A 15349-nucleotide genomic window follows, 5' to 3' on the forward strand; every position below is an offset into this window, starting at 1 on the left:
ACATCGCATGTCCGTGGGGGCCGGGGGAAGAGGGCCTCCCCCGGCAAGGCTGGTCAGGAACGTGCCTTCCCTGGATGCCAGGAAAGACAGATGCCAGGGCGGGTCAGGTCCAACCCAATCCCAGACACTGACGCCGCGCCCGCGCCCGCGTCCTTGCGTGCCCGGCGCGCCTTCACCGCAGGAACTTCGTCACCTCTCCGAACCCCGCATACGGGTACAGGGGGCGGTCCAGCGCCACGACCTCACGGTCCGCCAGCCCCAGCATGTAATACATCGACCGCAGGCGGCCAATCTTCGTCATGACCGAGGGCGCATAGGCAGGCGTCTCCAGGTCGCTGTTCTTGACCAGGCCCGGACCGGTCCCCGCGAGCGTGTTGCGCGTCGCGTGCATGATGGGGTTTTCATCGTCGAAGGCGTCGAAGCCCTGGTTCACGGGCAGGGCCTTCTGGGGCTCGTCCTGGAGCGGGGAGGTCAACTGCGTCAGCCAGTTGCCCGTGCTGACGCTCTGGTTCACCTGGTTCTTGTTCTCGCTGAGGCTCCGGAAGCCGAGCTCCACGGCGGCGCACCAGGGGCACGTCTCCTTCGGACGGTTCCGTCCCGGACCCGTGTCGTTGAACCCCTCGTAGGGGAAGCAGATGATCACGTCGCAGCCTTCCGCGAAGTACGACGACGCGGTCATGAGCGCCGCGGGTTCGGCGCAGTTCAGGGAGTGCCATCCGCTGAGCCACAGGTCCACGCCCAGCCCGGGGTCCGACGCGACGTTGAGCTGGATGTTCTTGCTCACCTTGTCCTTGCGGAAGGAGACGTAGCTGAACAACGCCTGCCGCGCGGGCGTGCGCAATCGCATCCGCGTTCGAGCGCGATAGCCGAAGGCCGCGAGGCTGGTCCGCTCGAGCATCGTCTCGTAGTTGACCGTCAGCTCCCGCTGGATTTCATTCTGGATCTTGCCCTCCTGGTAGGCCTTGCGCTCCTTCTCATCGCGCTTCTTCGTCTTGGCCTGGAGTTCCCGGTAGGCCGCCAGCGCCTTGCCATCCTCGGATTCAGGGTCGAGGTCCTTCTTCGTCAGCAAGTCCTTGACCTGCGTGTATGTCATTCCGGATTGCTTCTGGAGCCCCTTGAGCTTTTCACTGGACTGGAAGGGCTGGTCGGGCGCCGGGGGGATGGGGGTGTCCGGCTGCCAGTTCGGCAGGGCCAGGTGTCTGCAAAAGAGCTGGAGGTAGGCGGCACCGGGCTCCTCCCGGACAACCCCGGAGAGCCCGAGGATGGGCACGTGCACGGTCTCTCCGTTCACCTGGTGCCGGGTCCAGGAGACGCAAAGACAACCCACCGCCCCCGCGAACAAGCTCTTCAGGTCCTGGAACGCGCTCTTCCTGGGCAGCAGCAGCCGGGTCAGGGAGGTCTCGTCGTCGCCCACCAGGTGATAGCGGCTCACGAGCTCATCCGTGTAGGCCTTCACCTTCTGGTTGAACATCACCTCCGGGACCTTCCTGCGCCAGTCCTTGGGCGGGAACACGGCGCCCAGCGCGGTGCCCGGGGGCGACACGACGAAGCCCAGGCTCATCAGCCGGTTGCGGACGGGCTCGTAGTAGGCGTACTTCACCCGGTCCTTCTCCGCCGGGGGGACGTACGGGTCGGGCATCGGCGGCGGGACATAGGCCTCGGCGTCCTTGTCCTGGGTGCCCTTGGGCTTCTTCTTCTTGGCCTCCTTGGTGTCGTCCTGGATCTTCTTCCGGGCCTCCCGAACCTGTTCGACCTTCTCGTTGTGGAGCCGGGTCTCCTCGGAGAAGGCCGCGAGGATTCCGCTGATGTCTCCGTCGGACAGAAGGCCTTTGTCCACGCGCCCCTCGAGGTGCCAGTTCCACTGCTCCTCCAGGGACCTCCAGCACTCCCGGATGTAGGCCCGCTCCTCGGCCAGCAGGTCCTCGATCGCGGTCCGTCCCGCGCCCAGCAGCTCCGGGGTGGTCTTCCCGCCCTTCTTGACCCCGAGCACCTCGAGCACCAGCGAGTCCGTCACGCTCAGACGCCTGACCTGCTGCGCGTAGCCCTCCAGGTTCTTCCGGGCCATCCGGAGGCTCTTGCGCGCCTGGTAGAACCCGTCGATGTCGGACAGGAACCACTGCTGCTGCAGGAAGCCGTAGGTCTTGTCGCGGGTGTCCAGGAAGAGGTCGAGACAGTTGTCGTCGATGTAGTCGGGAACCGCGTAGCCACCGCCGCGCAGCCACTTGCGCGCCGTTTCGGTGGAGAGCGCGCTCGTGCCCGCCAGGTTCTTGAGCTGGATCGTCATGGAACGAGGAGAACTCGCGCGTTCCAGCAGCGTCAATGCCCGGGCCCGGTTCCGCCAGGACGCCTTCCTGGCGGAGGGCTTCCGGCGACGGAAGGTGAGGGGAGTGGGCCCTCCTGGATTCGAACCAGGGACCAATCGGTTATGAGCCGACAGCTCTAACCGCTGAGCTAAGGGCCCTCGCGCTGACTATAAGGCCTTGCCGTCCTTCTTCACCACCACGCGGAACACCTGACCGCGTTCATCCACGGTGACGCCTTCCGCGCGCAGGCGCTTCGCCTGCTCATGGGCCACCGGGGGCGCCAGCGTCCCGTCCGAGCGGATGACCCGCCACCAGGGCACCTGCGTGGCCTGCCCCGGCAGGTGCTTCAGCTCCCGCCCCACGCCCCGCGCCGCGCCCGGCCTGCCCGCGTAGATGGCCACCTGCGCGTAGGAGCGCACCTCCCCCCGGGGAATGGAGCGCACCTGCTTCATCACGCTGTCGGAGAAGGGCAGGGGCTTCTTCGCGGCCATGGCGCACCTCACACCGGGACGAAAAACGACGAAGGCCCCCGTCCACTCAGGGAACGGAGGCCTTCGAATCCCATCAGCTCAACGTCCTGGCGTCAGCTCTCCACGAAGGAGCGCAGGCGCTTGGAGCGGCTGGGGTGGCGCAGCTTGCGCAGCGCCTTGGCTTCAATCTGGCGGATGCGCTCGCGCGTCACCTCGAAGTCCTGGCCCACCTCTTCCAGCGTGTGGTCGCTCTTCTCGCCGATGCCGAAGCGCATGCGCAGGACCTTCTCCTCGCGCGGCGTGAGCGTGGCCAGCACCTTCCGCGTCTGCTCGGCCAGGTTCATGTTGATGACCGCGTCCGCGGGCGACACCAGGCTCTTGTCCTCGATGAAGTCGCCCAGGTGGCTGTCCTCCTCCTCGCCGATGGGCGTCTCCAGGGAGATGGGCTCCTTGGCGATCTTCAGGACCTTGCGCACCTTGTCGAGCGGCAGCTCCATCTTCTCCGCGATCTCCTCCGGCGTCGGCTCGCGGCCAATCTCCTGCACGAGGTAGCGGCTCGTGCGGATGAGCTTGTTGATGGTCTCGATCATGTGCACCGGGATGCGGATGGTGCGGGCCTGGTCCGCGATGGCGCGGGTGATGGCCTGACGGATCCACCAGGTGGCGTACGTCGAGAACTTGTAGCCGCGCTTGTACTCGAACTTGTCCACCGCCTTCATCAGGCCGATGTTGCCCTCCTGGATGAGGTCCAGGAACTGCAGGCCGCGGTTCGTGTACTTCTTCGCGATGGAGACCACGAGGCGCAGGTTCGCCTCCACCAGCTCGCTCTTGGCGCGCTCGGCGCGCTTCTCGCCCAGGCGGATGGCGTCGTAGTTGCGGCGGAGCGCGTCCACCGGGAGGTTGGCCTCCTCCTCCACGCGCTTGATCTTCCGCACCGCCGTGCGCACGTCGCGGTCCAGGACCTCCAACTGCTCCGGCGTGAAGTTGAGCTGCTTCTGGAGCTTCTTGGCGATGTTCGGGTTCTCGCGCGACTCCTTGAGCTGCGGGCGCAGGTCCTTCATGTTGACCTGGTAGCGGCGCTCCAGGTCCCCGAGCTCCTCCTCCGCCTTCTCCACGCGCTCGATGAGGCCCTTGAGGTTCAGGACGATGCGGTCCACCTGCTTCTTGTTCAGCCGCATCTCCTCCAGGACCTCCATCATCTTGGTCCTGAGGTCCTTCACCTCCTGCTTCAGCTCCTTCTTGCGGACCTCCGTCAGCTTCTTCTTGCCGGAGAGCTCCTCCTCCAGCACCTCGCAGTCCTTGGCGAACTTGCGGAAGCGTTCAATCTGCTTGGAGATCTGCTCGATCTTGTTGAGCTCGCTCTGCGCGAGCTGCGCGGGGGCCTCGCCCTCGGCCGCCTCCTCGGCGGGCTCTTCCGCGTTCTCCGACTGGGCCTCTTCCGGCGCGTCCTTGATGACGTCGCGCACGCGCAGCTTGCCCGTCTTCAGGCGGTTGCTGATGTCCAGGATGTCCGCCACCGCGACGCGGCAGGCCAGGAGCGCGCGCAGGACCTCCTTCTCGCCCTCCTCGATGCGCTTGGCGATCTCCACCTCGCCCTCGCGGGTGAGGAGGCTGACGCTGCCCATCTTGCGCAGGTAGAGGCGGACAGGATCGTTGGACTTGCCGCCCGGCTCGTCGTCCTCGTCCTTCTCGTCCTCGTCCTGGTCTTCCTTCTCTTCCTCGACGGCGACGGTGGGCTTGATCTCGTTGGACTGCGCGGCCTTCTGCGCGTCCACGATCTCGATGTCGTTGTCGCCGAACATGCTCATCACGTCGTCGATCTGATCGGACGACACGATGTCGGCGGGGAGGGCGTCGTTCACCTCGTCATAGGTGAGGAAGCCCTTCTCGCGGCCCGCGGCCAGCAGGTCCTTGACCTCCTTGCGCTCGGCGACGGGATCCTCCTCCACGTCGTCTTCCACGGCGTCCGGGTCCACCTGGACGGCGGCGGCGGCTTCCTCCGCGGCCTCCTCGGGGTCCACGTCGTCCGCGATGGCGGCCACGCCCTTCTTCTTCTTGATCTTCTCGGTCGCCTCGGCGGGGGCTTCCTTCGCCACCAGCTCCTTCTCCTCAGGCTCCGCTGCCTTCGTGACCTTCGCCGCAGGGCTGTCCGGGGCCTTCTTCTTGCGGATCACCGGATCCACCTTCTTCTTGGTGGGCTTCACGGATGCCTTGGGGGGCTTCTGCGTCGGCATTCGGGTACTTCTCCTTAAGAAAATCAGGTGCTTTGGCCTGGGCCAGCCGGCCGATCTACCGCAAAGTCGAGCTTTCTTACAAACGCGAACTCAAACCGGTTGCATTGGTCCCTTTGTTCCCGTTGCCGAGGAAGCGGGGGACAGCTCATCCAGGACGCGCTTGCGGAGGGCGAGCAGCTCCTTGCGCTCGGACAGGAGCAACCGCGTCTCCTCTGTCAAATCAAAAGCCCCCTGCGTCTGTTCCGTCGCTCGCTTTATATAAACGAGCCGCTCGTCAATGCGCTTCTTCATGATGTCGCGGCACGCGAGGATGAACTCCGTTTCGAGTTCCATTCCCCCCGGAGAGAGCCGGCGGCCAGCCTCCAGGAGCGTCCGCTTGACGACCTCCGAGGCCTCGAAGAGCGCCTCCTCCAACCCCCGCCCGGACGTGGCCTGGGCCAGCACCATCCGCAGTCCCATGTGGGACAGCTCATCACACACGCGGAAGGTGTCCCGGGCGAGCAGCCGGGAATCCCGAAGGATGGCGGCCACATAGAGCGCCTCGGACTCCGGCGGGGGGCGCTCCGCCTGGGGCTTGGGCACCGGGCGCGGCATGGCCTGCGCGGGCACGGCGTTGGGGTGCGACGCGGTGGCGGCGGGCTTGGGGGTGGGGGGCGGCCTGTACTGGAGCGACGACTCGATCTGCGCCGGCATCCAGCCGAAGTGGTCCGCCAGCGCGCTGATGAGCGCCGAGCGCGTCAGGCCCGGAGGCACCTGGGAGGTGACGGGCTTGAGCCGCTCCAGGGCGGACATCTTCTCCTCGAAGCTCGCCTGCTTGCCCATGGGGAGCAGGGTGGCGAAGAGGTAGGCGGTGAGGGGCTGGGCGCCCTCCAGCAGGCGCTCCACGCCGTCGGTGCCCTCGCGGCGGGCGAAGACGTCCGGGTCATCCCCCTGCGGCAGGAGCGCCACCCGGGTGGGGGCTCCGGCGGCGAGCAGGGGACCGGCCAGGCGCTCCACCGCGGCGAGCCCCGCGGAGTCCCCGTCCAGGAGCAGCACCAGGTCGCGGGCCTCCGCGCGCTTGAGCACCTGGAGGTGCCCGGCGGTGAGGTTGGTGGAGCACAGGGCCACCGCGTTGCGCACGCCCACCTGGTGCAGGCCGATGCAGTCGAAGTACCCCTCCACGAGCACGGCCGTCTTGCGCTTGTGGATGTCGTCGCGCGCCTGGTCCATGCCGAAGAGCGTCTCGCTCTTGTTGTAGAGCCGGGACTCGCGCGAGTTGAGGTACTTGGGCCCGTCCTCCGCCGCGACCAGCCGGCCGCCGAAGGCGATGGGCCGCCCCTCCGGCGCGCGGATGGGCACCATCAGGCGGCTGCGGAAGAAGTCGATGCAGCCATCCCCGCTGTTGCGCTTGGTGATGAGCCCCGCCTTCAGGCCCCACTCCAGCATGCCGTTCTTCTGGAAGCGGTCCGCCAGGAGGCTCCACTGCGCGGGCGCCCACCCCAGGCCGAAGCCCTGGGCCACCTCTTCCGACACGCCCCGGCTGGCCAGGTAGGCGCGCGCGGCGCGGCCCTCGTCCTCGTGCCAGAGCAGGCCGCGGAAGTGCTCCGCGGCGAAGTCCGTGGCCTCCTTGACCTGCTGGCGCTCCTTGAGGCCGGGGTCCTGCGCGGCCTCCAGGTCGATGCCCACCTCCTGGGCCAGGTCGCGCACGGCGTCCTGGAACGTCTTGCCCAGGTAGCGCTGGATGAAGGACACCGCGTCGCCGCTCGCCCGGCAGCCATGGCAGAAATAGAAGCGCTTCTCCGGCACCACGTAGAAGGACGGCGTCTTCTCCTGGTGGAAGGGGCAGCGGCCCTTGAACTCGCGGCCGGCCTTCTTGAGCTCCACGTGACGGGACACCAGCGACACGATGTCCACGCGGTCGAGGACCTCCTGGATCTTGTGCTCCGGAATCACGACGCCCCTCCATCCATCCGCATGAGCGCGGCCTTCCGCCCGCAATCCTGACGGCCCCCTCTGACGCGAACGGACGGAAGCTGGGACACGGCGCGCACTCCTGACGGCTGCCCGCCCGCCTCCCGGGTTGGGGGACGGGCGAAGATGCCTTGAGGATCAGCGCTTAATGGGCAGCGGGCGAGGGATCAAAAAATCCGCTTCGAGCCCGGGGTGGGGAGGGCACCTGGGAGACGTTCCCGGCGCCCCTTCCCCGAAGAATCACGGGTGCTTCAGGACAGCTTGGCCAACTGGGCCTTCACTTCCTCGGAGATGGCCTTGCCCTCGGCCTTGCCCTGGACCTTGGGGTTCACGTTCTTCATGACCGCGCCCATGTCCTTGGGGCCCTTGGCGCCGACCTCGGCGATGGAGGCCTGCACGGCGGCGGTGAGCTCCGCGGGGGTGAGCTGCTGGGGCAGGTAGCGCTGCAGGACGGAGATCTCCTGCTCTTCCTTCTCCGCCAGCTCCGGACGGCCTCCGGCCTTGAACTGTTCGACGGAGTCGCGGCGCTGCTTGATGAGGGTGGCGATGACCTGCTGGATGCCCGCGTCGTCCAGCTCGCTGGCTCCCGGCTCGACCTCCTTGTACTTCACGGCGCTCTTGAGCATGCGCACCACGCTCAGGGTCAGCTCGTCCTTGGCCTTCATCGCGTCCTTCAGGTCCGCGGTCAGGCGCTCTTTCAGGGTGGTCATGTCGGGATTCCTCACGGGCGGGGAAAAGGGTCGCCGCGCCAGCGGATGGGACGGCGGGAGCCAGGGCACCTGACGCTTCCAAGGAGCCCCGGCTCCTCACTGCGGGCCTGCTTAGTACGACTTGCGGGCCTTCTTCACAGCGCGCTTCTTGGCGGCGAGGGCCTTCTTCTTCCGCTTCACGGAAGGCTTCTCGTAGTGCTCGCGCTTGCGGATCTCGGAAAGGATTCCGGCCTTCTCGGTGGCCTTCTTGAAGCGCTTGAGAGCGCTTTCGATGGACTCACCTTCCTTCACTCGAATACCGGGCATGCAGTCACCTCCTTCCGCCTAGCTGGATGCAATCTGGAAATCTTCAGAGGGTCGGGGGGTATGGCGCAGCGGGCCGGAAAAGGCAAGGAGACCCGCACGGAAAGGATGGGCCGGGTGCGCTAGAGTGTCCGGCGCGTGTCCCGCCTCCTCCTCCTGGTGCTCCTGCTGGCGGCCAGCCCCTCCCGGGCCGGCACGGTCGCTTCCGAGTGCTGGGCCTCCTGCCGCCGCCACGTCGCGGACCCGTCCCTGCGCGCGCGGACCTGTGGCGCCTGCATCACCGGGGGGCGGGTGGAGAGCTGGGTGGCGTCCCTGGCGACGGGTGGGGTGGAGGCGCAGCAGGCGCTGGCCTCGGCGCTCAAGGACCCGAGCTGGCGGGTGCGCTGGGCCGCGGTGCGGGCGGAGGCCCGGAGCCGGGGGCTCACGGAGCGGCGGGCCCTGGCGGACTGGATCATGGACACCCCGCCGGACGCGGACCTGGGGGCCTGCCTCACCGCCGTCCGGGCAGCAGCCGACTCCGGCCGCTCTACGGCGGACTTCCTGAGGGAGGCCGGTGCCCGGGGGCCTGCCGCCGCCGCCCGGGTGTGGGCGAAGCGGGACGCCGTCCGGCAGTCGCTGTCGCTGGAGATGTTCTCGCAGGAGCCGTCCGTGCGGCTGCCGGCGCTCCTGCATCTGGCCACCTTCCAGGGGCGGTCCGCGACGCGCGTGGTGCTGGACGCGGTGGCGTCGCGGCCCGTCGCGGGTGACGCGGTGATGGCGGAGCTGCTCTCCGCGGTCGCCGAGCGGCAGCACGCGTCCGTGGGCCGGCTGCTCCTGACAGAGGCAAGGCCCCCGGACGAGGCGGTCATCAACCGGCTCTTCGGCGTGTACTCGCGCGAGCTGGACGCGCTGCGGCCGGAGCTCACCTCCGCTGACGTACGGCGCCGGCGCACGGCGGTGGCCACCCTGCGCCGCTACGGCCCGCTGGCGAAGCGGGAGCTGGAGGGGGCGCTGGGGGATGAAGACGGCCGGGTGCGGGAGCTGGCGGCGCGGGGGCTGGCGGAGTCCGCCGGGAAGCCCCTGCGGGACGTGGCGCTCCAGGGCGTGAAGGACGCGGAGTCCGCGGAGGCCGCCCGGCCGTGGCTGGGCGCGATGGCGCGTGAGAAGGGGTGCTTCGCCTTCCTGCGGGACCTGGCGGAGGGGCGCAACGCCCGGACGCCGGAGGTGCAGGGGGAGGCGGTGGCGTTCCTGGGGGATTGCACGGAAGGACCTCCGCCCACGCGGCGGCTGGCGCCCTTCCTCTCGTCGAACGTGACGCCGGTGCGCGCGGGCGCGGTGCGCGCGCTGGGGGCGCTGCCGCGGAATGGCGACGCGATGGCGCTGGCGGCGAAGGCGCTGGAGGACGGTGCGCCGGAGGTGGTGGTGGCCGCGCTGGACGTGCTGTCCGCCTACCGGCAGCCGTCGCGCGGGGACGAGGCGGCGGGCCTGCTGGAGTCGGAGCACCCGGTGGTGCGCGCGGCGGCGGCGCGGGCGCTGGAGTTCGTGGGCCGCACCGCGCACGTGCGCGTCCTGGCGGAGCGCCTGCGCGGGGATCCGGTGGCGGACGTGCGCGTCGCGGCGGCGAGGACGCTGACCGTGCTGGGCGGGCCGCACGCGGTGGCCGCCCTGAGCGAGGCGGCGGCGCACGACGCGGACACGCACGTGAAGCACGTGTCGGCGGAAGGGCTGCGGCGGCTGGGCTTCGGACGCTGAGTGCTCGCGGCGGAAGGCCCTTGGATCAGGGCCTTCCTCCTTGCTCTCACGGGCCGCTGATGGCCTTGGCGTCCACGCGGTTCCGGCCCGCGTGCTTGGCCCGGTAGAGGTACTTGTCCGCAGCGGAGATGAGGTCCTCCGGCTGGGAGAAGTCCGAGTCCAGCAGCGTCGCCACGCCCAGGCTGATGGTCACCTTGATGGGCGTGCCACTGAAGATGAAGTCCGCGCGGTCCACCGCCACGCGGCAGCGCTCCGCGCACGCCAGGGCCGCGTCCTCCGCGGACTCGCGCAGCATCAGCGCGAACTCCTCGCCGCCGTAGCGCGCGAGCAGATCCTCGGTGCGCACCGTGTCCGCCACCCGCTGCGCGATGCGCGTCAGCACGAAGTCTCCGGCCGGGTGGCCGTACACGTCGTTGATGCGCTTGAAGTGGTCCACGTCGAAGAGCACCAGCGACAGCGGCACGCGGTGGCGCAGGCAGTACGCGAACTCCTTGCGCACCGTCTCCATGAAGTACTTCTTGTTGTAGACGCGGGTGAGGCCGTCGCGCGTGGCGGACTCGTAGATGCTGCGCTGGTACTGCTCCTCCAGCGCGTCCTGGATGCTGAACTTCAGCACCGTGTTGGAGCCGATCTGGATCTTGTCGCCGTCGTACAGCGGCGCCGCGCTCACCTTCAGGCCGTTCAGGTACGTGCCGTTGGTGCTGCCCAGGTCCACGAGCTGGAAGCGGCCGTCGCCAATGGCGACCACCTTCGCGTGCTTGCGGGAGATGCCGTCGTCCTCGACCTGGAACTGGGCCTCCGAGCTGCGGCCCAGCACCACCTCCGAGCGGTCCAGCTTGAACATCCGCCCGATGCCGGCGGCGGACTTGGCGCTGATGACGATCAGATACGCGCTCTGCTGCTGGGCACTGCCCAGCAGGTCCGAAATCGAATGGACGGAAGTTTTCTCCTCGGACATCGCGCCTCCCATCTTACGGGCCGCCTTTTCACGGCGGCAAGCACACCCACGCTCCTTTCACGCACCCGGTGTCAGCCGACCCGCCCCACCCGCGCCGGCCGGCGCCTGGGTTTCTCCGGTGGCGGAACTGTCGGCCGCCCGACGGACAGCTCGCCGGCCACGGGCGTCCGGAGGAAGCGGGCGAGGGCCTCGCCCCCCCGGGGATGCTCCGCCAGCCCCTGCATCAGCTTCACCAGCGCCGCGGATGGGGTCATGTCCGCGCCCCCCACGGCCCCCTCCGCCAGTGCCTTGGCCCCGGACTCATAGAGCGTGAGGTCCACCCCGTTGCGGTACGACTGGCTCACCACCAGCACCGGGACGCCCCGCTCCCGCGCCTGGACGAAGAGCGGCAGCAGCGAGCGGCCCAGCTCCGGCGCGATGGGCACGTTGCCCGCCCCGTACGCCTCCAACACCAGCCCCTTCACGTGCGGCAGGAGCTGCAGGGGCAGGGCCGGGTCCAGCCCGGGGTACACCTTCAGGAGGAAGACGCGCGGATCCAGCCGGTCGTGGAGCCGGAAGGGGCCCCGGGACACGAGGCCCTTCTCGAAGGTGGCGTCCACGCCCAGCGTGCCCAGCACCGGGAAGTTGGGGCTCTCGAAGGCGTCGTACTCCGCCACCTTCACCTTTCGCGTGCGGTTGCCCCGGTACAGGTGCGAGTCGAAGCAGATGGTCACCTCGCGCGGACCCTGGAGCGCGGAGAGCACCGCGTCGATGAGGTTCAGCCGCGCGTCCGAGCGGATCTCCCCCAGCGGCCGCTGCGAGCCCGTCAGCACCACCGGGCAGGGCGGATTGCGCAACATGAACGACAGCGCACTCGCCGTGAAGGCGAGCGTGTCCGTTCCATGGGTCACCACCGCCCCGTCGAAGTCCGGCAGTCGACGGTGGAGGTGGGCGGCCATCCGGCTCCAGAGCTCCGGCTGCATCTCCGAGCTGTCCAGGTTGGAGAACAGCTCGAGTTCGATGTCGGCCAGTTGGAACAGCTCCGGGGCTCGCTTGCGGAGCGTCTGGAAGAAGGCCGCGGGACGCAGGGCGGAAGGCCGGCCACCGGCCATTCCGAGCGTGCCTCCCGTGTGCAGCAGCAGGACTCTGGGCATGGGCGAGGGGCCGTCTGCCAAAGGCCGCCTTGCTTTACAAGCCCGGCGCGCGTGGCTAAACCCCGGGGCCGTGCTCCTCCCTCGATGGAAGCGTGTTGCTCCCGTGCTGGCCGCGGCGACCCTGATGGGCGCCGGCTGCGCCAAGAGCGCGGAAGTCCCGGCCACCCCCAAGGCCCCGGCGGCCGCCGCTCCGGCCCCGGCCCCCGCCGCCGCTCCGGCCGCGAGCCCCGCCGCGGAGGCGCCTTCGTCGGATCCGGCCCAGGTGCTGACGGGCATCCCCGGCATGGACTTCTCCGCGCTGCCGCCCGCGGCCAAGCGCGAGCTGGCCACGGTGTTCAGCGACGAGTTCTGCTACTGCGGCTGCCCCCACTCGCTGGGCGCGTGCCTCAAGCAGCACACGCCCTGCAAGCACGCGAAGCGGATGGCGCGGCTGTCCGCCCGGATGGTGGCGGAGGGCGGGCCCGCGAGCGAGGTCATCGTCACGCTGTCCAAGTACTACGCGTCCTTCCGCGAGCCGCGCGTGCAGCTCCAGGTGGATCCGCGCATGTGCCAGGGGGACGCCAACGCGCCCGTGACGGTGGCGGAGTTCTCCGACTTCGAGTGCCCCTTCTGCGGCAAGGCGCGGCCCATCCTGGAGGGCTTCGCGAAGAAGCACCCCAGCGAGGTGCGCTTCTGCTACCTGCCGTTCCCGCTCTCCATGCACCCCAATGCCGTCCCCGCCGCGCAGGCGGTGCTGTGGGCGCGCGACCAGGGCAAGTTCTGGCAGATGCACGACGCGCTCTTCGGCCAGCAGAACAACCTCAAGCCGGAGGCGCTGCCCGCGCTGGCGAAGTCGGTGGGGCTGGACGGGGACAAGCTGGCCGCCGTGCTGAGGACGGAGCAGTACAAGGACGAGATTGAACGCTTCCGCGCGCAGGGGCGCATGGCGGCCATCAACAGCACCCCGTCCGTGTTCTTCAATGGACGCGCCTACGAGCTGGGCTTCCAGGAAGGGCAGTTGGAGCACAGCATGGAGGACGAGGTGGAGTGGCGCGCGAACAACAACGCGTGGGCCGCTGACTGACGCTTTGATGAACCCACGCTTCCGCATCGATGGCGCCGCGCAGTTGGTCCCCGAGGACCGCACCGGCATCCCCGCGCTCGCGGGACGCTCGGGGACGTACGCGCTGATGCCCACCGCGCCCGACCTGCTGGTGTTCTCCCGCACGCCGCCGGAGGGCGGCTCCATCCCCACGCCGCGCGTGGTGCTTTCGGGGGACGCGGGCGGGTTCCCGCTGTCGGACCTCATCGCGTTCCTCAGCCAGTCGCGCTGGAGCGGCGTCATCCGCGTGCACACGCCGGGCGGCGAGCGGTCGCTCACGCTGCGCGAGGGCGAGGTGCGCGGCGCTACCTCCGAGGAGCCCGCGGACCGCCTGGGCGAGGTGCTGGTGCGGCTGGGCTACGCGGACCGCGCGCAGGTGGAGGCGGTGCTGCGCGAGCAGTCGGCGTCCAAGCTGGGCCGGGCGCTGGTGGAGAAGGGCGTGCTGCAGGCGCACGACCTCTTCAAGTGCGTCACGCACCAGGTGAGTGAGATCTTCCACGCCATCGTGCTGTGCCGCGAGGGGTCGTTCTTCCTCATCGACCAGCCGCTGGACGAGAAGACGGGCCACTCGCTCCAGCTATCCACGCAGAGCCTGCTGATGGACAGCATCCGGAAGATCGACGAGATGGCGCACTTCCGGAAGCGCATCCCCCACGGCCGCATGTACGTGGCGCGCAAGCGCCCGTCCGACGGCAAGCTGGAGGAGGACGAGGACCGCGTGCTGGCGATGCTGGACGGGCGGCGCACGGTGCTGGAGCTGGGGCACGCGGCGCGGCTGTCCGAGTTCGACGTCACCAAGGTCGTCTTCCGCCTGCTGGAGGGCGGCTTCGCGGGGCTGACGGACAAGCCCGCGGGGGCGCCCGCCTCGGCCGTGGCGCAGGAGAAGACGGCGGCGCCGCGCGTGCGTCCGCCGGTGCGCGCGCCGGCTCCGGTGGATGCCCGGCCGGTGGCGCGCGTCTTCAACTTCATCTTCCGGGAGATCCGCGACGAGGTGGCCCGCTCCGGCATGGACCGCGAGTTCATCGCGGCGGCCAACGCGGCGCTGTCCAACCAGGCGCTGTCGTCGTCTCCGGTGCTGGAGGGGCTGGCGTTCGCGGCGGATGGGAGCCTGCCGGAGGGCCGGCTGATGGAGGCCTTCGACAAGCACCGCGCCCAGTTGGGCAGCGAGCCGCTGGCCTCGTTCCGTCAGGCGCTGAGCGACGTGATGTTCTTCCTGCTGTTCCAGGCGGGGGAGCTCTTGGAGTCGCGCGCGGACGAGGACCTGGCCCGCCGGGTGAAGGAACTCCTGGCCACGCTCGAGGCACCGTGACGGACACCGGCTTTCCGAGGCTGACCGCGGGCGTGCCCGGGTGCGGCGGCGCGTTCAAGCTCTCCCCCGAGGACTTCGAGGTGGAGGAGCTGCCGGCGTACCTGCCCTCCGGCGAGGGCACGCACCTGTACCTCTGGGTGGAGAAGCGCGGCCGGGACACGCGCGAGGTGGTGCGCGCGCTGGCGACCGCGCTGGGCGTGCGCGAGGACGACATCGGCGCCGCCGGCATGAAGGACCGGCAGGCGGTGACGCGGCAGTGGCTGTCCGTGCCCGCGAACGCGGAAGCGCGCGTGCCGGAGTTCGCGCTGGACGGGGTGCGCGTGCTGGAGGCGAAGCGGCACGGCAACAAGCTGCGCACCGGGCACCTGAAGGGAAACCGCTTCCGGCTGCGGCTGCGCGGCGTGAAGGACCTGGGCGCGGCGCGGGAGTCCTTCTCCCGGCTGGCCGCTGAAGGCGTGCCCAACTACTTCGGGGAGCAGCGCTTCGGGCGGGCCGGGGACAACGCGGACCTGGGCCGGATGCTCATCCTGGGGCAGCGGCTGCCGAAGCGGCCGGACCGCTTCCAGCGCAAGCTGTACCTGTCCGCCTTCCAGTCGCGCCTCTTCAACCAGGCGCTGGCCGCGCGGCTCACCGCGGGCACCTTCGCCACGGCGCTCCTGGGCGACGTGCTGCGCAAGGAGGAGACGGGCGGCCTCTTCGTGTGCGAGGCGCCGGACGTGGACGGTCCGCGCGTCGCCGCGTTCGAGGTGAGCCCCGCCGGGCCGATGTTCGGCCCGAAGATGACCGCCTCCAAGGGTGAGGTCGCGGAGTTCGAGGCGCGGCTGCTCGCGGACGCGGGCGTCACGCTGGGGGACTTCCAGCGGGGCGGCGACGAGACGGAGGGCACGCGCCGTCCGTACCGCGTGCGGCTGGGCGCGGCGGAGCTCACGGCGGACGGCGAGGACGCGCTGCTCACGTTCGAGCTGCCGCGCGGCGCCTACGCCACCGAAGTGCTGCACGAACTGCTCAAGGACGGCTGAGGCCTCCGGCCCGCGCTGGCGCTGCCTCGCGGTTCGACGCCTCGGAGGGGCGCGAAGGTCGTCAGGGCCTCGCGCTGCTTCGTGCCCGGAAACGACCGCGCCTCCCTGGGCGTGAGGCCCGGGGAGGCGCGTGGGGGAGCCGCTTGTC

The 15349-nt window shown here is 69.7% G+C and carries 12 protein-coding genes and 1 tRNA gene; 4 read left to right on the top strand and 9 right to left on the bottom strand.

The genetic code is table 11. The features are described from left to right. Positions 1 to 172: 172 nt before the first annotated feature. The 7 genes from K8612_RS08325 to rpsU form a co-directional block, all read right to left on the bottom strand. A complete protein-coding gene (locus K8612_RS08325) occupies positions 173 to 2284 on the bottom strand; it encodes a hypothetical protein (RefSeq protein ID WP_223761896.1) in 2112 nt (703 codons plus the stop codon). Between the two features lie 104 nt (positions 2285 to 2388). Beyond that, positions 2389 to 2461, bottom strand: a tRNA-Ile gene (locus K8612_RS08330). A 9-nt stretch (positions 2462 to 2470) separates the two neighbouring features. Then, complete coding sequence (locus K8612_RS08335) at positions 2471 to 2794, bottom strand: MGMT family protein (protein WP_206798222.1); 324 nt, start codon at positions 2792 to 2794, stop codon at positions 2471 to 2473. Between the two features lie 92 nt (positions 2795 to 2886). Then, the gene (gene rpoD / locus K8612_RS08340; protein WP_223738752.1) at positions 2887 to 5007 is read right to left on the bottom strand and encodes an RNA polymerase sigma factor RpoD; all 2121 of its coding nucleotides are present in this window, start codon (positions 5005 to 5007) and stop codon (positions 2887 to 2889) included. A gap of 90 nt (positions 5008 to 5097) precedes the next feature. Next, positions 5098 to 6939, bottom strand: coding sequence for a DNA primase (dnaG, locus tag K8612_RS08345; RefSeq protein WP_223738753.1), 1842 nt, complete (start codon positions 6937 to 6939; stop codon positions 5098 to 5100). Positions 6940 to 7208: 269 nt separating this feature from the next. Next, entirely contained in the window at positions 7209 to 7667 is a 459-nt protein-coding gene (locus K8612_RS08350; RefSeq protein WP_223761897.1) for a GatB/YqeY domain-containing protein, read from the bottom strand. 111 nt (positions 7668 to 7778) lie between these two features. Continuing rightward, positions 7779 to 7973, bottom strand: coding sequence for a 30S ribosomal protein S21 (gene rpsU, locus K8612_RS08355; RefSeq protein ID WP_014395136.1), 195 nt, complete (start codon positions 7971 to 7973; stop codon positions 7779 to 7781). Between the two features lie 135 nt (positions 7974 to 8108). On the opposite strand from rpsU, the gene K8612_RS08360 reads away from it, so the two are divergent. Then, positions 8109 to 9701, top strand: coding sequence for a HEAT repeat domain-containing protein (locus tag K8612_RS08360; protein WP_223761898.1), 1593 nt, complete (start codon positions 8109 to 8111; stop codon positions 9699 to 9701). 46 nt (positions 9702 to 9747) lie between these two features. On the opposite strand, the gene K8612_RS08365 is transcribed toward K8612_RS08360, so the two are convergent. Together K8612_RS08365 and K8612_RS08370 are read right to left on the bottom strand one after the other, a co-directional pair. Beyond that, positions 9748 to 10659: a GGDEF domain-containing protein gene (locus K8612_RS08365; RefSeq protein ID WP_014395138.1), complete on the bottom strand. Its 912-nt coding sequence runs from the start codon at positions 10657 to 10659 to the stop codon at positions 9748 to 9750. 71 nt (positions 10660 to 10730) lie between these two features. Next, positions 10731 to 11792, bottom strand: a complete 1062-nt coding sequence (locus K8612_RS08370) for an asparaginase (protein ID WP_223738755.1) — start codon at positions 11790 to 11792, stop codon at positions 10731 to 10733. 103 nt (positions 11793 to 11895) lie between these two features. Here K8612_RS08370 and K8612_RS08375 point away from each other — a divergent pair, with 103 nt between their 5' ends. Genes K8612_RS08375 through truD form a run of 3 tightly spaced genes read left to right on the top strand, consistent with a single transcriptional unit; the run spans position 11896 to position 15201 of the window. Continuing rightward, a complete protein-coding gene (locus tag K8612_RS08375; protein ID WP_223761899.1) occupies positions 11896 to 12855 on the top strand; it encodes a thioredoxin domain-containing protein in 960 nt (319 codons plus the stop codon). Between the two features lie 7 nt (positions 12856 to 12862). Next, positions 12863 to 14182: a DUF4388 domain-containing protein gene (locus tag K8612_RS08380; protein WP_223738757.1), complete on the top strand. Its 1320-nt coding sequence runs from the start codon at positions 12863 to 12865 to the stop codon at positions 14180 to 14182. Beyond that, complete coding sequence (truD, locus tag K8612_RS08385; protein ID WP_223761900.1) at positions 14179 to 15201, top strand: tRNA pseudouridine(13) synthase TruD; 1023 nt, start codon at positions 14179 to 14181, stop codon at positions 15199 to 15201. Before K8612_RS08380 ends, truD begins: the two co-directional genes overlap by 4 nt. Positions 15202 to 15349: the final 148 nt, after the last annotated feature.

The organism is Corallococcus sp. AS-1-6 (assembly GCF_020037015.1).
Classification (GTDB): domain Bacteria; phylum Myxococcota; class Myxococcia; order Myxococcales; family Myxococcaceae; genus Corallococcus.